Here is a 21,228-nt window from a genome sequence, read left to right as displayed (position 1 = left end):
GATCCACGATTGCCGCGTCCCATCCTCGGGATTCCTGTCCCATGCAATAAACTGGATAAGCAACGACTCCACAGTAGGTTCTGTTCATGACATCGAAAGCCAATCTCGTCTCTTCCATTGAATCGGCCGCCGAAAAGGCAGGCCTCAAGCTCGTTTCCACCTCCGAGGCATCCGACCTCAATGGCCAACCGACCCAGGTCTTCCACCTCGGCCTCCCCGGCCTTGACGATCGCCGCCTGCAACTCGAATTGACCGAGGCCTTCGACTACGACAAGCCGAACCTGCTGCCGGAGATGGCCGCTCATCTCGCCGCGGAAGCAAAGCGCCTGCGCAACCCGCGTCCGGATTGCTACGTCACTCTTGGCGGACTCCCCCTCGCCTTTGGCAAATTCCAGTGGCCGTTCCACCGCTCCACTTCGGGCTCCGACACCTATATCGTCCACGGCGAAATCCTGCTCGCCGACGGCGGCACGCTCAATCTACATGCCAAGGTTGCCGCGTCGGTCACCGTCACCTTTGCTGAAATCGTGCCTGCAATGGAGCAGCCCTACGCGGAAACCTTTGTCTACAACGCAATTCGCAAGACCGTCGATTTCGGCCAGCTCGAATTCCTCAAGTCCGGCAATCGCCAGCCCGTCCCCGTCACTACGCGCTTCTACAGCCGCTGGCAAAAGAAGTTCCTCTTCACCGAGACCGACGACCAGGAACGTTTGAAGTATCTGCTCAGCAAGGTCTACTGGCTCTCGGGTGTTCTCGGCGACGGCAAGCCCGTATGGATCTCTGATCCCCGCGATGGCCAGTATCTGAACACGACAGAACAGGATCTACTGCGCATGGCCGGGCACGAAGCAGGCGAAGGCCTGATGACTCTGGATGGCGAGTATGCCGCCGCCACGCCGCAACTGATGGCTCGCGCCCCCGAGTACGAAGCCCTCCGCGACGCCGCATTGAACTTCACCAAGCCTCAGTTCAACGAGTCCATGCGCTCCGGCCACGCCAATATGTAATGTGTTAGCCGATCAACACGATCTTGCCTTGCACGGATCCGCCCGCCAGGAGTTCGACGGCCTGCCTTGCATCAAGAAGCCTGAAGCTGTGCGTGATCAAGGGATCAATCTTCTTTTCCTCGAGCAATGAAAAGATCTTGGGCAAGTCCTCCCGCAAAGGCTTCGGGTCTTTTCTGTAGAGCGCACTGATGCCGTAGAAATCCCCTCGCCGGCCACGAAGGCGTGCGCCAATGAATAGATTGACGAACATCGACACTTTGGAGAGAATTCCCGGAGCGCCCATGAAACCAAATCCAATCGCGATCCCGCCCTTGCGCAGCGCGCCGATACACGGGCCAATATTCGCGCCACCGACTGCATCGAACACGTAGTCCACACCTTTGGGCTCAAAGCCACGTGTAAGGCGATCTAACCGCCCCTTGCGGTAGTCGATTGGCGTTGCGCCAAGTGAGCGCAAGATGTCGAACTTGGACGTTGATGCGGCGCCATAGGTCTTCACTCCCGCAATCCGTAGTAACTGAAGCGCGGCTGTTCCCACTCCCCCAGCAGCTCCAGTGACCAGGGCCGTTTGGCCACGTTGCACTTTCGCCACGCGGTGAATCATTTGCCAAGCAGTCACATAGTTAAGGATCACGGCTGCTGCGTCACGATCCGAAACAGCATCCGGTACTGGTAGAAAGTGCTCGGCCTCTCGAATAAGGAATTCCGCAAAGGCGCCGTAGACCGTGAGCGCGGCAACGCGCTGGCCAGGAACAAAGCCAGTGACACCAAGACCAACCGCATCGACTACTCCAACTGCCTCATAGCCTGGAACAAAGGGGATTTTCGGCGCAAATGGATAATTCCCTTTCAGCATGATCAAGTCCGTGGCGCCTACGCCGGCCGCTTTGACCCTAACGCGAAGTTTGCCTGGGCCGGGATCCTCGATCGGAAGCTCGACGATTTGGAGGACTTCGGGTCCTCCCTTCTTCGTCAACATCACCGCGCGATATGTAGCTGACACATGTTTCCTTCTCTGAATTTCGATGCAAGGAGTTTAAGCAGACGAAGCCCGTACGGGAAACTGAATGTATCTCCTCTTAGCGCGCCAAGTCCGGGTCGATTATTGAAGCGCCGTCCCGCACCCCGAACAGAACCGCACCCCAGCCAGATTCGTTTTTTGGCAATTCGGACACGCCACCAGCGTTCCCCGCTGGGCGAGTGCACTGACCGGCGTATAAGGTGGCGCCTCAGAAGCCGTTGCCACACCACTCGGCGGCACATTCACCGTCACATTGATGGGCTGACCATAACCCGGAATCGTAATCCCCAGCGCCGCCGCAATCCCCGCCGCCTGGATCGCATTAAACTCCCGCACCCGCCCCGGCATGAAGAAGCACTCAATGAACCCCATCACCCACGGAAACGGTGTCCAGCAGAAGCATGCATACAGAATGCCCAACCCTGTCCGCCGCAGATAGAAGTGGTGTATCCCGAACCCGCCCAGAAAAAGTGCCAGCAATATCCCCACAACCTCATCGCGCCGCACATGCTCGTATTGCTGGTAAAACACGGCTTGCGCGTTTACATAAGGGGCGGTCGTCATGGCTGCATCTCCAAGCGTTCCTTGCATTAAACCATACGCACCCAGCGCCCTCAGAGTTCCCCACCGTCACCCCGACAGCAGGCCGCGATGCCGCCTTTTCTAATCCGTGGTCTCTAATCCCCAATCCCCTTCCTTTAGCATAGCCATCATGACCATACCCACCGCCTCCGCGAGCGGCACCTTCTACATCGGCGGCGATCTCCCCGTCCACCGCCTCGGTTACGGAACCATGCGCCTCGTCGGTGAAGGCGCGTGGGGTGAGCCGAACGACCCGCAGGAAGCCCGCCGCGTCCTACGCCGTGCCGTTGAACTCGGCGTCACCCTGATCGACACAGCCGACGCTTACGGCCCCGAAATCGCCGAACGCCTCATCTGTGAGGCGCTGCACCCCTACCCGGCGGACCTCGTCATCGCCACAAAGGGCGGCATCACCCGCCAGGGCCCCGCGAAGACCGAATACGTCGGTCGCGCCGGCTACCTGATTCAATGTGTCGAAATGAGCCTGCGCCGCCTCAAGCTTGAGCGGATCGAGCTCTATCAATTCCACCGCATCGACCCACGCACCCCGCTGGAAGAATCCCTCGGCGCGCTAAAACAGATGCAGGACCAGGGAAAAATCCGCCACATCGGACTCAGCGAAGTCACACCCGCAGAGATCGAGCAGGCACAGCAGATCGTCCCCATCGTCAGCGTGCAGAACCGCTACTCTCTCGCCGACTGCCGCCACGAGCAGACCCTTGCATGGTGCGAGCAGCACGGAATCGCCTTCCTGCCCTGGTACCCGATCGCCGCCGGCAAACTGCTCAAGCCGGACCATCCCTTCGCGCGGACCCTGGCGGAACTCGCCGCACGCCACAACGCCACGCCCGCGCAACTCTCAATCGCATGGCTCCTCCATCGCTCGCCTGTTATCTTGCCCATCCCCGGCACATCCCAGGTCAAGCACCTCGAAGAGAACATTGCCGTTGCATCGCTCCAGATCGTCCCCGATGCATGGGCCCAACTTGAAGCCGCCTTGCGGCAGCCCTCGTAGCGAACTATTTTGCAGCTGCGTCCTTCTCATCTTTCTTCTCGGTCGGTCGCGGCGTCAGCGCCGGGGCCAGCGGATCGCCCCAGATGTAATGCCCGAACCAGTTCTCGTTCTCTTCCATCACCGCGCGTTGTTGCTTGGGCTTGTTGATCGGATGTCCGAACCCGTCGTACAGCACCATCTTCACCGGAACACCATGATCCTCGAGTGCCTGCCGCAGTTCGAAGCTGTTGGGAACCGGAACTCGCTTATCCGCGCTACCCTGCTGAATCAGCGTGGGCGTCTTAGCCTTGGAGATATAGCTGATTGGAGACGTCACCTTGTAAATCTCCGGATCATCCCATGGTGTCGCCCGCAGATACTGCACCGTGAACGGCGTGATGTCAGTGTTCGCGTAATACGTCATCCAATCTGAAATTCCCGCTCCCACGCTTACCGCTTTGAACCGGTCGCTCGAAGTCGTAATAAACGCCGAAATGTATCCTCCCTCGCTCCATCCCATCGAACCCACGCTGTCCTTGTCCACATATCCCTGCGCGATCAAATAATCCACGCCCGAAATCACATCCGCATAGTCGCCCACGCCCAGGTTGCGCACGTTAAGCGCGCGAAACTTCGCGCCGTATCCCGCCGACCCGCGATAGTTCGGCCGCAGCACCAGCGCACCCTTCGCTACAAAGCGCTCGATCGGGTAGTATCGATCGGCGCTTACAAAGGGCATATCGATCCCCGTCGGCCCGCCGTGAATCACCACCAGCAACGGATACCTCTTCGTCGGCGTAAAGTCCGCAGGCTTGTACAGCACGCCTTCAATCTCCGTCCCATCGCCCGACTTCCACCGCACCACCTCGCGTTTCGCAACTGTGAATCCGGTCTCCTGCGCGCCCGCATTGGTCAGCTTCGCGGGAGAGCCCGCCGCCACCGCACTCGCATAAATTTCGCCATACTCATTCGCTCCCGCACCCCGATATGCCACCTGTTTGAAGTCTCTCGAGAACGTGAACGCCCCTGCGATCTCGCTTCGAGGCATCTCCATCTTCTTCAACTTCCCGTTGGTAGGATTGAGCAGGTACAGCGACGAGCTCATCTTCTGCAAGCCGGAAAAATAAATCCCTTCCGGCGCCCACTTCAGCAGGCCAGGGTCCTCATCGAAGGCATCGCTTACCACTCGCGGGATTCCGCCTACCGCATCGACCACCGCAATCTTTTGATTCGCGTAGAAGAAATACTTCTCTCCATTCGTAGTCACATACGCAATCTGCTTCCCATCCGGCGACCACTGCGGATCGGAATCCGGGCCAGGCGTGTCGACAATCTTCTTCACCGCGCTGTCCGCCACCGTCACGACGTAGATGTCTTTCGAGAAGGATGAAATCAAATCAGGATCGCGTGCCGCGCTGAATGCTATTCGCGTCCCATCCGGCGAAAACGAAAACTCCTCCACGCTGAATGAGTCCTCTTTCGTGATTTCCTTCGGCTCGCCCACCGCGCTCACGCGTCCTGCATCATCCGCCTTCGGCAGATCAACGAGCCACAAGTGCTCTATTTCGTAATCCGCGTGAATCACGTGATAATCGCCGAACGAATCCTTGCGATCCTTCATCGGCTTCGGCTCCGGAGCTTCCGCCGAAATCGCAATCCTCTGCGAATCCGGAGCCCAGTCAAAACCACCGACGCCTTTCTCCATTTTCGTCAGTTGCTGCGCTTCGCCCCCATCGGCAGGCATGATCCAAAACTGTCGTTTCTCTGCAGGCGATTTCGGCAGCGTCCCGGGTCGATCTGAAATGAAAGCAATCCACTTTCCATCCGGCGACCACTCCGCTGGATTGCACGAGTGCCCCGTTGTCGTAAGCTGATGCCTTTCGCCGGTCGCCACGTCCGCAATCCAAAGATCCGTTTCAAACGCATTGGCATCCCAGTTCGTCCGCGTCTGCTCATAGACAACACGTTTTCCATCCGGCGAAATCTTTGGTGACCCCACGCCATACATCTCCAGCGACTGGTCAATCGTTGGCGCCTTCGCGGCCGTCTGGCCTTCACACGCACAGGACAACCACACAATCACGGCAACCAACCCGAAAATGCGAATCAAAAAGCGGCTCACGGGGAATCTCCTTCAGAATTGCTCGCAGTATACCCCGCTGAAACCGAGGTCGAATGATCCACGCCGTTCGCGTGCAAAAGAAAAACCCGCAGCCCTCAGGCCGCGGGTCTCTCGCTCCATGTTCTCCAGACCTACTCCACTCTGTTGGAAGCAATCGTCTGCTTGTACCACTCCGCGCTCAACTTCGGCGTCCGCTTCATCGTCTTGAGGTCCACGTAATGAATGCCGAACCGCTTCGAATATCCGTCGGCCCATTCGAAGTTGTCCAGCAGGCTCCAGAGGAAGTAGCCCTTCACGGGGTAGTCCTCCTTCACCGCGCGATGCAACTGCGTCAGGTGATTGCGCAGATACATCACGCGATCGACATCCTCTACGTGTCCTTCCGGCGTCAGCACATCATCTGAGGACGTGCCGTTTTCAGTGATGTATATCGCCGGCACCTTCTCCTTCCAGATATCGCACACATTGCGTACGCCCCAGTAAATGCATTCCGGGCCAAGGTTGATCCACGGCGAGAACATGTGGGGATACGAAGATGGCATTGGCTCCATCGCGTATCCCTGCGCCGATCCATCCGCACGGGCATACAGCGGCACATAGATATTCACACCCAGGAAATCCAGCGCGCTGCCGATGGCTTTCATGTCGCCTTCTTCAACCTTCGGCGCATTCGCTCCCTCCCGTGCGAGATAGCTCTCCGGATACTCTCCGTCCAGCAAAGTCGTGAGGAACGGCGCATTGGTGTCGCGCGTTGCCTTTTGTGCGGCCTCAATGTGCTCCGCGGTTTCCATCACTGGCGCCACCACCACCGCATTCTCCGCTAGTCCCACCTGCGTGCCGGTCGGTGTATTCGCACGAATCGCCTGCACGCCCAGCCCATGCGCCAGGATGGCATGATGCCGAATCTGATTTACCGGGCCCGCCGGCAATTTCAATCCCGGCGCGAATTGGCCAATCTTGTAGCCGAGGTCCGTGAAGCAAATGAACTCATTCGTCGTCATCCAGTGCTTCACCTTGTCGCCCAGGTGCTTCGTCACGTAAGCGCAATAATCCCCAAACGCCTTCGACGTATCGCGCGATTGCCATCCGCCCTGCAGTCCTGCCGGCGTGTCCCAGTGAAACATCGTGATGTATGGCGTAATGTTGTTGGCAAGCAACTCATCCACTACGCGGCTGTAGTAATCCAACCCCTTCTGGTTTACCTCGCCCTTGCCGGTCGGAAACACCCGTGACCAAGACATCGACATGCGGTAGACGCTCACGCCCAGATTCTTGAGTAGCTGTACGTCCTGTTTGTAGAGGTGATAGGAATCGTCCGCGACATCGCCGGTATCGCCGTTGTGCGTCTTCCCCGGCGTATGCGAGAACACGTCCCACAGCGACGGGCCGCGCCCATCATCCTTTGCGCCACCTTCAATTTGGTATGCCGCCGTCGCACATCCCCACAGAAATCCCTTTGGATATTCAAGCGGCGCCGGCCGCGGCTCTCCAAAAGCAAACCTTGGCAACGAAACACCGGTATAGACCGCAGTAGCCGCTGCAGCCACACTCTTTCCAAACTGACGGCGTGAAATCGATCTCATTCTTATCCTCCAAACATGAGCAAAATCGTTTTAGCAGACCATTTCCATACTTGGCAAGTGAAATCCCGCGCGTACCTTTCGATGCGCCGTTTGTAGACTCATTCTGTCTAGAAAATCAAAGGCCGTAACCTTACGGCTGCGGCCTTTGAAGACAAAGCTGTTCGCCTGCTTACACGCGAACTATCTTCCCCATTTCGGTGTCAAAGTGTATGTGAATCCAATTGCATGCGCCATCATTTCAGTTCCCGGGCTTTTGGCAGCGGCCCTGGGGTTGAACCCATCGGGTGGCGCAAATCAACTGATTTTGATGAGAACTGCGAGTCTGGTTTTTCCGCGGATATTGTCACGTTGCAAGGAAGTCGAGCGTCCGATTCAATGAAGAGCTGCGCCTTCGAACATCTCTTTGGATCAGACCTTCTTCAGAGTTGCTGAAGCAATACGTGCTTCTGAAACCGGGAGAGAGCAGGATCTGGCGCACAACTCTGACCAAAATCAGCAAATCGGCCGGTACCTACGAAGGACGAGCTGAGTATCTATCTGCGCAAGACCGGATCGAAGAGGTCGCCCGGTTGCCCGAAGTTCGCGGAATGATGGTGATGGGACATATCCAGGCCAAACCTGTTCGAATTCGCATTCGCTGAAAAAGGCAAGAAGCCGCAACCATTCGGTTGCGGCTTATAAAGGATTCCGGTTGCTATTGACTACATTTCCTTGACGCCGTCTACAAACGCCTTCAGCTTGCGCGACCGCGACGGATGACGCAGCTTGCGCAGCGCCTTCGCCTCGATCTGCCGGATGCGTTCGCGTGTGACCTGGAAGCTCTGGCCCACCTCTTCCAGCGTGTGCTCCGAGCCGTCTTCCAGCCCAAAGCGCATCTTGATCACCCGCTCCTCGCGCGGCGTCAGCGTGCGCAGAACCTGCGACGTATATTCCTTCAGGTTCACGCTGATCACAGCTTCGCTTGGCGAAACTGCCTGCCGATCCTCGATGAAATCGCCAAGGTGCGAATCTTCCTCTTCACCAATCGGCGTCTCCAGCGAAATCGGCTCCTGCGCGATCTTCAGCACTTTGCGCACCTTTGCAACAGGAATATCCATGCGCCGTGCGATCTCTTCGCTCGACGGCTCACGTCCCAGTTCCTGCACCAGCTGCCGGCTCGTGCGGATCAGCTTGTTGATCGTTTCGATCATGTGCACAGGAATACGGATCGTGCGCGCCTGGTCCGCAATTGCGCGCGTAATTGCCTGGCGAATCCACCACGTCGCGTACGTCGAGAACTTGTATCCGCGCCGATATTCGAACTTGTCCACCGCCTTCATCAGGCCGATGTTGCCTTCCTGAATCAGGTCGAGGAACTGCAGTCCGCGATTCGTATACTTCTTTGCAATTGAAACCACCAGTCGAAGGTTGGCTTCAATCAGTTCCCGCTTCGCCTGCTCGGCGTCCATGTCGCCCTGGATCATCTCGCGCTGCGTGCGTTTCAGTTCGACAATCGAAACGCCCGCATCTCCCTCGATCTTCTCAAGGTCGACTTTGCAGTTCTTCTGCTGCCGGCGATACTCCTTCTTCAGTTCATCGCTCTTCGAAGCTTCGTACTTCTGATCCAGCGAACGAATCTGCCGCTCCAGCGTGCGCATGGTGTCGACGGTCTTGTTGACCTTATCGAGCAGCCGCTTGCGTTCCAGGCCTGTGTACTTCAGCTCGCGCACAATCCGCGATACAAGTACCTTCTCGCGCGCAATCAGCCAGCGCAGCTTGCGCAGCTCTTTCTGGCTAGTTTTGCTGTTCGCCGCGGCCTGCTTCTCTTCAAAACCTGCGATCTTCTTCTGGTGCTTTACGAGCGCATCGATGCGCGCAACCGTCGAACGCACGCGGGCCTGGACCACGTCTTCGGTCAGTTCCTCTTCGTCGAAGACCACAACCTCTTTCACGTTGCGCACGCCGCGCTTGAGGTCTTCACCCAGCGCCACAATCTCGCGAATCACAATCGGCGAGCGCGAAATCGCTTTCAACACGCGCATCTGGCCGCGCTCGATTCGCTTGGCGATCTCCACTTCGCCTTCGCGCGTAAGCAACGGCACAGTACCCATCTCGCGCAGATACATGCGGACGGGGTCATTCGTCTTCTCAAGGGTTCCCGGAGTGAGATCAAGCTCGACGTCTTCGCCCTCTTCGAGCTCAAAATCCTTCTCTGCGCCGAATTTCGGCGCGTCCAGCAGATCAATACCCTGGCTGCCGATCGTCGTCATCAGATCGTCGATATCATCGGGAGATGTGCTGATGTCCTCCGGCAACATGTCATTGACATCGCCGTAGGTCAGGTAGCCCTTTTCCTTACCGGTATCGATCAGGTTAGTGATGTCGTCTTCAAATTTGTCGTTGATGGCCAAAACGGTTCCTACTCTCCAGCACGATCAAGTTTTAGCACCGGGTCGCGCGCCAGTGCGGAGCTCGTTTCGCGTGCAACAAGATTTGGATGTCCAAACCTGCGCGTTCGCGGAACGGACTCCCGTCCCCCGCATGAAAAAAGCGGCCTGAAGTAATCGCTCGGAGCAGGATGATCGCGCTTCAGGTTTCGCCTGGTCGCCCGCGAGCCGAAGCTCATATGTGGGGCAAAGGGGGCGCGCATCCTCACAGAGATCAATAGATTAACACAATTGATTCCGCCGATAAACGACGAAATCTCAACCCGGATTCTCCGCAGGTAACTGCTAATCCCCGCCTGTCAAACTCCGGATCGGGCAAACTCCCACGTCTGCCCCGCTGTTTCCTATAGTTTTAGACGTGTTTCGTCTCTAAAGTGGCTCAAAGAAATCAATATTTGCGCTTAGTTTTAGCCCTAAGCCGGGCCCCGCAACTGCCTTAGCGCGCGATCCAGCTCCAGCTTCCTCTGCGTCAGCACGGCCAATTCGGCAAAGTCGCCCCGCCGCTCCGCTTCCTGGATCTGCGCCCGCAAATCCCGCAATTCCGCCTCGATCTTCCTCTGTTGCAGGCTCACGATCGCTCCAATGACCGTGTCGGCCGACGGAGGCTCATTCTCCGCAAGTAAAGCCTCTGCAAGCAACGCCTTTTGCACCGAATCATCAACCACATCCATCGGGTCTCGCACGCCCCGTTCGGCCAGCGCCCTCAGCGCATCGAATACACCAAGTGCCTCAAACCACTGGGCTTGCCGCATCAACGCATCCGCCGCGGTCCGGCGCGCCTCCTCGTGCTCGGGGTCAGTAATCGACAGCGCCCGCAGCAGCACCCGTTCCACCTCCGTCAGGGTTGTCGCCCGCACCTCGATGCGATCCCGCCGCTTCAGCGCAGCCTGCCGCAACTCCTCACGCAACACGGCAGAGTCGATCCCCAGCTTCTGCGCCGCATCCATCGCAAACTGATCCCGCACCAGTTTCTGTGGAATCCGCCGGATATGTGGCAACAAGTAATTCATGGCCTTGAGCTTCTGGTCCGCCGCTGCTCCCGGAAACATCTGCCGCGCGCGCTCAATCAGATAGTCCGATTGCCGCCGCGCGCCCATCACGGCCTGCGTATAGGCCTCGACCCCCCGTTCGCGAATGAACCGGTCCGGATCGAGGCCCCCCTCCAGCGTCACCAGCTTCAGGTTGAATCCCTCTTCGGTCAACAAAGCAATGGACTTCTCCGCCGCATTCGCTCCTGCCGCGTCGGGATCGAAATTAACCACCACATTCTGGGTATGCCGCTTCAGAATCGCCACTTGTTGCTCGGTAAAAGCCGTTCCGCTGGTGGCAATTACATGCTGAATCCCGCGCAAAAACAGCGAAATACAGTCCATTTGCCCTTCAACCAGCAACGCATAACCGGCCTGCCGGATCGCACTTTTGGCCTTATCGAGGTTAAACAGCACCTGCCCCTTGATATAAAGCGGCGTTTCAGGCGAATTGATGTACTTCGCGCCCGCTTTCTCACCCGTTTCCAGCGTGCGCGCAGTAAACGCGATCACCCGCCCGCTTTCATTTGAGATCGGAAACGTCACGCGCTTTCGGAACCGGTCGTAAATACGGCCTTCTGTCCCGTCGCCCTGTTCCTTTGCACTGAACAGCCCCGACGCCCGCAGCGTCGCCTCATCCGCCATCCCGCTTAACCTGTCGCGCAGCGCGCCAAAGCCGTCAGGCGCATAGCCAATCCTGAAAAGCTTGATCCCCTCCGGTGTCATTCCCCGCCCGGCCAGGTATTCGCGCGCCAGCGCCCCCTCCGGCCCGCGTAGTTGTTCCTCAAACCAGTTCGCCGCCGCCTCGTTCAGGTCCAGCAACTTGCCGCGCAGGCGTGCCTCGGCAGCTTCTTCCGGCGAAGAAAATTCCCTCTTCGGCAACGGAATCCCAGCCTTCTGCGCCACGATCCGCACAGCTTCCGGGAATCCCACGTTCTCGATCTTGCCCACAAACGAGAACACGTCCCCCGACACGCCGCACCCAAAGCAGTGATAGAACTGCCGCACCGCGTGCACGCTAAACGATGGTGATTTCTCTTTGTGAAACGGGCACAACCCCGAGTAATTCTGCGCACCCGCTTTACGCAGACGGATGTACCCCTCGATCACCTTGACGATGTCGACCTGCTGCTTCACGCTTTGTGCGAAATCTGACACGGGTGGAATCTGTAGTCAAGGATAGCCCGACCAAATCTTCAAGCCTGTGCACTTCCAGTCTCAAACCACATCAACAATCCTCCTATCCCGGCTCGTGCATCCAATTCCGAACGTGAGGTAATGATCCGTGAAAATCACCGAGCTCCTGATTACAGAACTTGACCACGAAGCCATCGGAAGTCGCAAAGCCCTTGAGCATGTCCCCGAAGGAAAGAACGACTGGAAGCCCCACGACCGGTCCATGCCCCTCGGCCGGCTCGCAACCATCGTCGCTACCACTCCCGGATGGATCGAAATGGTCGTGAACATGGACGAGATCGACATCAACCCACCCGGAGGCCCGAAGTTCGCGCCCCAACCATGGAAGACCCGGCAGGATCTGCTTCAGCAACTCGAGGCCAGCCTTCAGAAGGGCAAGGAGATCCTTCGGAATACCACAGACGATCGCCTGTTCAACACAAAGTGGCGCATGCTGTCCGCTGGCAAACCGATGATGGAACAGTCGCGCTATGAAGCCATTCGTGAAGGTGTGATCAATCACATGGCCCACCATCGCGGCCAGTTGACGGTCTACCTGCGTCTCACTGGCGAGACTGTTCCGGCGATCTATGGTCCATCAGCAGACGAAGGCAAGTCCTAGCGATTCCTGCCGTCCATTGGAATTTGGCGTCCTCCGCGAGATGCCCTCGAACTCTCGCGGACAGGCGTTGACTGCCTCTATTTCAGACCCGAAACTACTCCGCCGTCGGCATATGGACGTACATCGATTGGATTCCCACGCGGCCGGGGCCGGTGAACCGATTCCACACAAAGCTGGCCGCACTGGCAAACAGTCCCGTCGAAAACTTCTGAAACTGTGTTTCCATCGTCACCGACGGGTCTTTGTAAATCCATCCGCCCGGCTCGATGTCAATCTTTTCACCGGGCGCAAGCGTCACCTCGAACACATTGCCATATCCGTGCACCCAGACAATCCCGTCCCCGTGTTGCGCAGTAAAGTGATCGACAAAGAAGCCGGTGCCGCCGAGCAACATATTCGCAACGCCTTTCATGCGCATGAATCCATACTCAACGTTTCCCGTCGCTGCCAGAAACTGGTGTTCCCGCATGTCGATTCGTTCGCCCGCGCCCAAGTGAATCGCGAAAATCTGCCCCGCTCCATCGCGGCTGAAGGAGATCTGGCCCGGCCCTCGCACTTCCGTCAGAAAGAAAGGCATGCCGGCAAGAATGCGTTTCATTCCGCCAGCCATCGGTCGCACACCGATCTGCACATTTAGGTCCTTCCACAGAAGGACGTAGTGCTCGAAATAGACCGGGACGTCTTTCAACTCAAGACGCAATACCGGAACCAGGTCCCCTTCGATGTGGTAAGTTACGCCGGCAAATGTTTCGTTACGCGCGGCAGACGGTTTCAGAACGGGTGTCTGCATATTGCACCTTTCCTCTTGAAGATCATTCAGAATCTATGCTCTGTGCTCAAGCATACGTCCCACACCAAGCCGCCAATTTGAAAGCCTTGGGAGACTCGAAGTCAGCAAACCACCATCAACCGAAAAACCCGCTTGCAAGCACCGCATTCGCTATTTAGAGTGCTTGACATCTCCCCGTCATTCGATCGTCCGATTTCCCCGGAGGGCAAATGAAAACCAAAAGCCTGTTTGCGGGAGTGGCCATCGGGCTGCTCTGCATAACTCTTACCGCATGCGGTAGCAAGGTAAAAGGGAATACCTACGAGTCGTTCCCCATCTCCATTGCGTTCCAGTCCAGCGGGAAAGCGGTCTTCGCTTCCGGGCCGGTCGGCACCGATTGCACCTATGACGAAAGCGGCAGCAAAGTCACGCTCACCTGTGGCCCTCAGACAATGGAACTCACCCTCGACAGCGATGGAAACCTGAATGGCCCACCCGAAAGCATCGGCAAGCTGATCAAGAAAAAGTAGTCGCTGAAACCGTGTTCGCGGTTGACCAGTTCTCCATCTCTCGATCGCAATCAGTGCTGCGGCTGTCCCTGCGCGCTGTCGGTCACGGTCAGGCGCACGACCGCGGCATTCGTCGTAGCAGTCCCTGTAGTGCTCGACACCAGCACAACCACATCATCTCCAGTGCTCTTCGCAATCCCCGGCGGCACCGTCAATGTCACCTTGAGTGAAGTCGTCTGGTGCGTGCCGATCGTCAACTCGTGCGGCTCAACTGCGGTTACGAAGCGATGCGCATCCGTCACCGTAACCTTGAAACTCCGCGCAGGCCCCAGGTTCCGGATAGCGAAGACTGCCTCACGCGTCGCACCCGGCGCAAGTTCGTCAAAATTCAACTTTGAAGCTACCTCCACGCTCTCCGCATGAAAAAGTGGACCATGGAATCTTTGAAATTGCATTCCTTTCGTGTCTCGCCCGCTCACCGAAAGACGAAATGGCACATCCGGGAGAGCAACTTCGCCCGTAAACTCCAGAAACTCCCGATCGTTATCCGACGCTTTCATGCGCAGCTTCTGCAAGATTTCTCCTCGTTCGCTTACAAACGAAAACTCCGTCGTCTTCGCATCCGCGGCCGACAACGACGCCTGCAAAGTTGCAGGCTCGCCCATCAGTGGCTGCCCCTGAATCCTGAAGAGTCCCTCATGTCCCGGCCGCCCGCCCAATTTCACAAATTCAGCGCTGATGAAGTAGATGTCGCTTTGCGCCTGCGCCTGCAGCCAGAACGTGCCGCTCCCGCTCACTTCCGCCCGCCAGTTTCCCGCTTGCGGCTTCTCTACCGTAATCAGGCGTCCGCAGTTCAACTCAGTATCCTCGGTGCGGACTGCGCCCTCCCCAACCGCCTGCCCATTCGGTCCCCGCAGCACAAGCCTGCTGCCTTTCGTATCCACTGAGAATGTGAACGTGATTCGCTCCGTCGTGGAGTCCACGGGAATGTCGAACTTCTGCATCCCGCCGTTCAGCTTGGCCGAGGCCCATAGCACCATCGACACATTCTCGCGCGTCGACTCGCGCATCAGCTGCATCGCTTTGCCTGCCTCGGTCCGCTGGAGAAAGAGCGGCACTCCGCCCGTTTCGTTTGCCGTGCGAATATACGCAGGATCAGCAGGACCGCACGCGCCGGGCGCGAAGCCGTGGGATGGATTCACACCGCCCGGTTGTTGCCCAGCCGCTGCGCTCCATGTCACGCACGAGGCGGCGACGAATAGTACGCGCAGGAAGCCAACTCCCGGAAACCTTGCAGGGACCATTGCGCAAAGTCTATCGCGTTTCTACGTCCAAAGAACCGGCTTTGCTGCTAAATGAATTCGCGTTCTAATGCCCGTATCGTCTCCGTGCCACAGTCGGGCTCGAACCCGGTGGGCTGTCCTGCTGCGCGGGTGCCACCTGCGGCTCTGTCCGCTCATACGACGGCACAAACGGTTTGCCGTCGATGATGTACACAACAGTCCATGCAACATCGACCGGCTGTCCATTCACAAGGTACGGCTTGTATTTCCACTTGTCGATAGCCCTCACCAGCGCATCCTTCAGTTCCTGGCTCCAGGGCGACGTGTCTTCATTCCGGGCCTTCACCGTCCCATCCTTGTGGATGGTGATCGGAATCGGAAAGCTTCCGCGAAACGGAAACCCATTCGGCTGTATGGGAACTGAAGCGCCTACCTCATGTATAGAAACCGGCTTCGGACGCCCCGGCTCGATCGTATACGGCTCGGGAATCGAATCCTTCGCGGGCTTCACCAGGTCTCCGCTCGCCTCCCCCAACGATTCCAGCAGCGTCACCTTCATCTCCGCGATCAGCGCGCCATTGAAGACCACCTTAACGTCACGCGCCACCATCTGCCCCTCAAACGGTTGCAGATCCTCAAACTGTACCGTTGTGTCCGACGCCGCAGTCAGCCGCAAATGATATTCGCTGTCGAAGCACATCGTGGGGAAGAGCCAGTCCGGATTCGCCTGGTCCGCATAGCGCTGCGGATCGATCACGGAAACGCAATTCAGCTTGACGCCCGTCGTTGTCACGCGCTTCACATCCATCTCGTATTCGGGCTTGATGTTGGCGGTCTGGTAGAGCGGATCGATCACCGGCCGTGCAACTCGCAGCACCAGCAAACGATGATCGAATCCCACCTTGTTCGGCTTGCTCTGATACTGCTCCGTCTCGGCAACACTCCACTGGCTGCCCGTCAATCGCTGTTCCGGACTCTTGAAGGTACGAGCCCACCGGCTTGGGCCGAGGTGCCACTCTTCCATCGTGCCGTTCACCGGCTTTTTTGCGCCCAGGGGTATCACCTGAAAATCCACTTTCATGTGCCATGGCTTCAGATCGTCACCGGCCAGCGCATTCGCCTTCACTCCGGCTTCCATCACCCGGTGTGCCAGCTCGCTGATCTTCGAAGTCGCCAGAACCGGATGCGCATCGCTAAAATTTTGTCCATCCTGAGGCGGTCCCGGCTGGGCAAACACACAAGGCGTGGAACAGATGAGCATGGCAACGAGAGCTCTTCGGCTCTTCGCAGGAGAGAAGACAGGCATCCAGTCAGGCCTCAACTTTTTCGATTCACCATCTTACACTTCCAAGCGAAAAAGAGGCGTCGCAACCTGACGATGGCATGACCGACGCAATAGGACCTGTTACTCCCTGCCCCCTAGTCCCCGGTTCTATTCCCTAATCTCTGCATCATCATTCGTCCCGCAGCGCCTGCATCGGCTGGATCGACGCGGCTCTGCGCGCCGGAATCAGTGCGGCCACCAACCCGATCGCCGTCAGCGCAACCGCAACCGCGAGATACGTGCTTGCGTCCAGCGGCTTCACCTCATACAGGAAGCCCTTGATCAACCGCCCCGTTGCGACTGCCAGCACCAGCCCCACAACGAGCCCTGCCCCGATCAGGATTGATCCCTGCCGCAGCACCAGCGTGGCTACACTTCCGCGCGTCGCGCCCAGCGCCATGCGGACCCCGATTTCGCGCCGCCGATAACTCACCAGTTGCGACAGCACGCCGTACAATCCCGCGATCACCATCGCGATCGCCAGCCCCGCAAACGATCCCACCAGGTAGAGGCCCAATCGCTGACTGAAAGTGTTCTTGTCCACCGCCTCCTGCATCGTCTGGAAATTATCCAGCGCGAACGCCGGCGCAAGCTGGTGGAAGACCGATCGCATCTGTTGCGCAACCGGAATGTCCCCGCGCGTCTTCACAACATAGGTCACGATCGTCTTCAGCAATGCCTGGTAGAACAGCGATGTCGTCGGAATCTGCTGCTGCGACAGCATCACCAATGGCTGCACTGCTCCGCCCACGCTCGAGTCAACCTGGTTCGCGAGCACGCCCACAATCGTGTATGGCTTGATCATCCCTGTGTCTTTGCCGCCCAGATTGATCTGCTTGCCCAGCGGATCCTTGCCGGCAAAATACTTCTTTGCCAGTTCCTCGTTGACTACCGCCACAAATGGACTCGTCAGCGCATCTCCGTCCCCGATCATCCGCCCGCTCACAATAGGCGTACCCAGCGCGCGCGCATAGTCCCCACTCACCGCCGTCACCCGCGCCTCCGGCTTGTTCGCAGGATCCTTGGCCTGTCCGAGAATGTCGAAGCTCGAGTGCAGATCCATGCCCGACAGCGGCGGCGACGTTGCCAGCGCTGCGCTTTCCACGCCCGGTACCTGCCTGATCCGCTCCAGCACCGGCTCATACGTCGTCATCGCCACCGATGTCGGCGCGTTCTGCGTATCCGTGGAAACCTCCATTCCGGAGAATCCCGCTGCATCCGCCGGCATCGCCGAAAACGTGGTGATGTGCGCCGTCTCGAATCCCAACCGCGACTGCTCCAGGTTCCACAACGTCCGGAACAACAACCCGGTCCCCACCAGCAGCAGCGTTGATAGAGCAACCTCGCCGGCCACCAGCCATCCGGCCAGTTTGCCGCCCACTGACTTCGATCCGACTCCCCGCGACGCCGCCTGCAACGCGCTCTGCGGATTCGCCTTCGCCACCAGCAACGCAGGCAGCAGCGACGACAGCACCGTCGTCAGCGCCGCAATCCCCGCCAGCACCAGCAACACCGTCCAGTGAATCGCAATCAAATCGGCACGCGGAATCGTGTCATTTGGCAGCTTGCGGATTCCCAACATCGCCAACTCCGCCAGCGCAACGCCGACGCCGCACCCAAGCAGGCTCAGCAACAACCCTTCCGACAGCATCTGCACGATCAGGCGCGTCCTGCCGGCACCCAGTGCTGCGCGTACCGCAAACTCCTGCTGCCGTCCCAGCGCCCGCGCAATCAGCAGATTCGAAACATTCGCGCATGCGATCAGCAGCACCAGACCCAGCGCTCCCAATAGCGCAAACAGCACGGGGCGCACCGGCCCCGTCAACACTTCCTGATAGGGATCAACGCGAAATGTAACTGGAGTGTCGCTGTGCTCGTGCGGAATCCGCGCGGCAATTGCGTTCACTTCCTGCTGAAGCTGCGCGATCGTTACCCCGGGCCGCATCACTCCGGCCATGCTGAAGAAGTGATACCCGCGCTGCGTGAGCATCTCCTGCGTCGGCTGAATCGGAAGCCAAACACCTTTCCCAAGGTCGGGACCCATATTATCGGGGAAGCTGAAACTGGCCGGCATCACGCCCACCACCGTCGTAGGCCTTCCGCCGATTTTCACCACCTGGCCCACGACATTGCGATCGGCATGGAACGTATCCCGCCACAACCCCTCTGACAGCAGCACGACTGCGGGCCCCCCCGTTTGTCCCTCGGCAGCCTCGAACGTGCGCCCCAGCAGCGGATGCTCACCCAACATCGCGAACAGGTTCGTGGTCACGCGCGGCGCCACCACGCTGGTCGAAGTATCCCGCGCCTGCAGCACGCTCACATCTTCGGCATATCCGGCCGTGTCTTCCATCAGTTTTGACTGTGCATGAACATCGGCATAATTCAGCCACGACGTCGAGCCGAAGCTCGGCTTGTCTCCCCCGGGCCCGATAAACGCCAGCCGGTCAGAATGGGTATACGGCAACGGCCGCAGCAGAACGCTGTCGATGACGGTGAAGATGGCCGTGTTCGCACCCACGCCCAACGCCAGCGTCAAGATCGCCAGCAACGCCATTCCAGGCGTGTTGCGCAACTGCCGCATGGCATATCGCAAGTCATATATGAAGTTCTGCATTCGAAGACCTCCGGGAAGAGAGACAAGAAGTATGACGGAATTCCTCCAGGCGCGGTTCCAATTCCGATACACAAATCCGTCAAAATTGATGTGTGCCGCTTGCTCAGTCCTCAAATTCAGCACCGGCTGCCCAGCGCACACGGCCTAAGCTATCGTCTGAAACCTGACAAATCCAAAAAAAACGACCAGGCTACTTGTTGTACTTTGCCAGCCAGTCTGACAACTCGTGTATTACGTCCAGCCGCTGCTCCCAGAGAATGGGGAAGTGCGGCGACCCCGGATAGGTCACCATCCGAACAGTCTTACCCCGCGCCGCAAGAAGCTGGAAATACTCCGTTCCCTGGAATGTCGGCACCCGCTGGTCCGCTTCACCGTGCAGAATCAGCAGCGGCGTGGTGACATTCTTCGCAAAATACACCGCCGAAAACTTGCTGAACGCCGACGGATCCTCGTCAGTCCATCGCGCGTCGTAGTCGACCTGCGAAATATCGCTCGTCCAAAGGAAAGGCCCCCAATCAGTAATCCCCGCGCCTTCGATCGCCGCCTTGTAGCGGTGTGTCTGCGTCACGGTCCACGACGTCATGAACCCGCCTGCGCTCCATCCGAAGATCGCCAGACGATTCGGATCGGCCCAGCCTTGCGCGATTGCGAAATCCGTCGCACTGTCTACATCCTCATACGCGCGATCCCCGAAGTGCTGGTAAATCGCCGCCAGAAACTCCGCACCGTATCCCGTCGATCCCCGATACTCCGGCTGCAGCACCACGTAACCTAATCCGGCGACAGTGCGCGAAAACGCGTCGAAGACCAGTTCATCGTTCGCCTCGGGCCCTCCATGCGGCAGCACGAGGAACGGATATTTCTTTCCTTTTTCATACCCGGCGGGAAACGTCGCGATGCCTTCGAGTGCAATCCCGCTCTTGCTCTTCCACTGCACCACTTCCACCGGTCCAAGTTCAAGCGCCGCCAGCTGCTCATCGCCCTCATGCGTGATCATGTGCAGATGATCGCCATCCGCCACGGCCACATTTCCCACATGCGTCGGATCGCTCACCGTGAACGCCAAATGCTCGCTTGCGCTCGCATACTCGCTCTCCACCGGCGTGCCGCGCACCGCTCCATCCGGCCAGCGATATGCCGTCTTCAGCGCGCCATCGCGAAATTCATCCACCTCACCGCGCACGCCGCGATTCATTGACACCCACACGCGACCCCTCGCATCGCTCGCCAACTGCACCGCCGTCGCATTCAAATCCGGCGTCCGATCCTCAGCCGTTCCCCCGGCCGCAGGCGCCGTCCATACATGCTCCGGCGTCAACACCAGCGACTTCGTCGAGAGAAATGCAAGATCTTTGCCTCCGTTCAACCACGCAATCCCATTCACCGAGTTTGCAACATCTGTCACATGCTTGGTTCCCGACGCGCTGCAAACATCGATGGTCGAGCCCGCTTCGTGATGCCCGATCCGCGGCACCTGAGACAACACCGCAAGGGATTGCGAATCCGTGCTCCACGCCGCTGCGCTCGCGCCCCCGCCCACCGTGATCGTTCCCGAAATGTATTTCAGATCCCTGCACCACCACGCGCCGCCCGTCCCGTCCGCGTTCACCACGTAGAGGCTCGTCTCCTCCGGCTCCTGCACATGCCGCACTGCATCCTTTGGATCGGGCTCCCGCGGATCGGCCGTCATCGCAAACCGCTTCCCATCCGGCGATGGACTCGCCGAGCCTACGCCGCGCGGCAACACCGCGATTACCGTAGGCGCCGAGGCAAGCTTGCCGTCCTTCAGCGCGAAGATGGCAAACTGCTGATGGTCATTCACTTTCCATCCGCCGTAAAGCCCTTGCCCATCGCGCGTGAAACCCATGGGATGAAAACTCTCCGGCACTTCAAGCCTCTTCGCACCGTTTCCATCCGCATCAATTGTCCACCACTCCGTATGCGTAGGCCCCTTCTCCGCCCCAAACCCGACGCTGTACAGAATCGTTCCGTTCCCGCTCACCGCCGCCGCATGCGCGCTATGCAACCCCGCCCAGTCCTTCGGCGTAAACGGTCCGCGTGCCGGTTTCGCCTGCCCGATTGCCGCCGCTGCCGCAAAGGCAAATACCATCCATAAAAACGCAAACCTCTCTACTCGAGTCCACATCTCCGGATCCCTCCTTATG

Annotated in this window: 15 protein-coding genes; 4 read left to right on the top strand and 11 right to left on the bottom strand. The window is 58.5% G+C overall.

Annotated features, from left to right (window positions below; genetic code table 11):
• Positions 1-86: 86 nt before the first annotated feature.
• Entirely contained in the window at positions 87-1,007 is a 921-nt protein-coding gene (locus VK574_RS19705; protein WP_472801587.1) for a hypothetical protein, read from the top strand.
• A gap of 4 nt (positions 1,008-1,011) precedes the next feature.
• Here the strand turns inward: VK574_RS19705 and VK574_RS19700 are convergent, their stop codons facing one another.
• Positions 1,012-2,010 carry a zinc-binding dehydrogenase gene (locus VK574_RS19700; RefSeq protein ID WP_472801586.1) on the bottom strand — a complete coding sequence of 333 codons (999 nt, stop codon included), beginning with the start codon at positions 2,008-2,010 and terminating at the stop codon, positions 1,012-1,014.
• Positions 2,011-2,109: 99 nt separating this feature from the next.
• A complete protein-coding gene (locus tag VK574_RS19695) occupies positions 2,110-2,592 on the bottom strand; it encodes a TM2 domain-containing protein (protein ID WP_472801585.1) in 483 nt (160 codons plus the stop codon).
• A gap of 148 nt (positions 2,593-2,740) precedes the next feature.
• On the opposite strand from VK574_RS19695, the gene VK574_RS19690 reads away from it, so the two are divergent.
• Positions 2,741-3,625: an aldo/keto reductase gene (locus tag VK574_RS19690; protein ID WP_472801584.1), complete on the top strand. Its 885-nt coding sequence runs from the start codon at positions 2,741-2,743 to the stop codon at positions 3,623-3,625.
• Positions 3,626-3,629: 4 nt separating this feature from the next.
• On the opposite strand, the gene VK574_RS19685 is transcribed toward VK574_RS19690, so the two are convergent.
• The 4 genes from VK574_RS19685 to dnaG form a co-directional block, all read right to left on the bottom strand.
• Positions 3,630-5,726: a S9 family peptidase gene (locus VK574_RS19685; RefSeq protein ID WP_472801583.1), complete on the bottom strand. Its 2,097-nt coding sequence runs from the start codon at positions 5,724-5,726 to the stop codon at positions 3,630-3,632.
• 131 nt (positions 5,727-5,857) lie between these two features.
• Entirely contained in the window at positions 5,858-7,309 is a 1,452-nt protein-coding gene (locus tag VK574_RS19680; RefSeq protein WP_472801582.1) for a GH1 family beta-glucosidase, read from the bottom strand.
• Positions 7,310-8,010: 701 nt separating this feature from the next.
• Positions 8,011-9,699: an RNA polymerase sigma factor RpoD gene (rpoD, locus tag VK574_RS19675; RefSeq protein ID WP_472801581.1), complete on the bottom strand. Its 1,689-nt coding sequence runs from the start codon at positions 9,697-9,699 to the stop codon at positions 8,011-8,013.
• A 449-nt stretch (positions 9,700-10,148) separates the two neighbouring features.
• Complete coding sequence (gene dnaG / locus VK574_RS19670; protein ID WP_472801580.1) at positions 10,149-11,921, bottom strand: DNA primase; 1,773 nt, start codon at positions 11,919-11,921, stop codon at positions 10,149-10,151.
• A gap of 127 nt (positions 11,922-12,048) precedes the next feature.
• Between dnaG and VK574_RS19665 the strand changes: the two genes are divergently transcribed.
• Complete coding sequence (locus VK574_RS19665) at positions 12,049-12,561, top strand: DinB family protein (protein WP_472801579.1); 513 nt, start codon at positions 12,049-12,051, stop codon at positions 12,559-12,561.
• A gap of 94 nt (positions 12,562-12,655) precedes the next feature.
• Here VK574_RS19665 and VK574_RS19660 read toward each other — a convergent pair whose 3' ends face one another.
• Positions 12,656-13,351, bottom strand: coding sequence for an AIM24 family protein (locus VK574_RS19660; RefSeq protein WP_472801578.1), 696 nt, complete (start codon positions 13,349-13,351; stop codon positions 12,656-12,658).
• Positions 13,352-13,560: 209 nt separating this feature from the next.
• Between VK574_RS19660 and VK574_RS19655 the strand changes: the two genes are divergently transcribed.
• A complete protein-coding gene (locus VK574_RS19655; protein ID WP_472801577.1) occupies positions 13,561-13,860 on the top strand; it encodes a hypothetical protein in 300 nt (99 codons plus the stop codon).
• Between the two features lie 50 nt (positions 13,861-13,910).
• Here the strand turns inward: VK574_RS19655 and VK574_RS19650 are convergent, their stop codons facing one another.
• The 4 genes from VK574_RS19650 to VK574_RS19635 form a co-directional block, all read right to left on the bottom strand.
• Complete coding sequence (locus VK574_RS19650; protein WP_472801576.1) at positions 13,911-15,143, bottom strand: hypothetical protein; 1,233 nt, start codon at positions 15,141-15,143, stop codon at positions 13,911-13,913.
• 64 nt (positions 15,144-15,207) lie between these two features.
• On the bottom strand, positions 15,208-16,428 hold the full coding sequence (locus VK574_RS19645) for an energy transducer TonB (protein ID WP_472801575.1): 1,221 nt from the start codon (positions 16,426-16,428) through the stop codon (positions 15,208-15,210).
• Between the two features lie 148 nt (positions 16,429-16,576).
• A complete protein-coding gene (locus tag VK574_RS19640; RefSeq protein ID WP_472801574.1) occupies positions 16,577-19,063 on the bottom strand; it encodes an ABC transporter permease in 2,487 nt (828 codons plus the stop codon).
• Between the two features lie 190 nt (positions 19,064-19,253).
• On the bottom strand, positions 19,254-21,209 hold the full coding sequence (locus VK574_RS19635; protein ID WP_472801573.1) for a S9 family peptidase: 1,956 nt from the start codon (positions 21,207-21,209) through the stop codon (positions 19,254-19,256).
• Positions 21,210-21,228: the final 19 nt, after the last annotated feature.

This window comes from Occallatibacter sp. (genome assembly GCF_035317045.1).
Lineage (GTDB): Bacteria > Acidobacteriota > Terriglobia > Terriglobales > Acidobacteriaceae > Telmatobacter.
The sequence above is the reverse complement of the archived record's forward strand: the minus strand, read 5'-3'. Positions and strand labels throughout refer to the sequence as shown.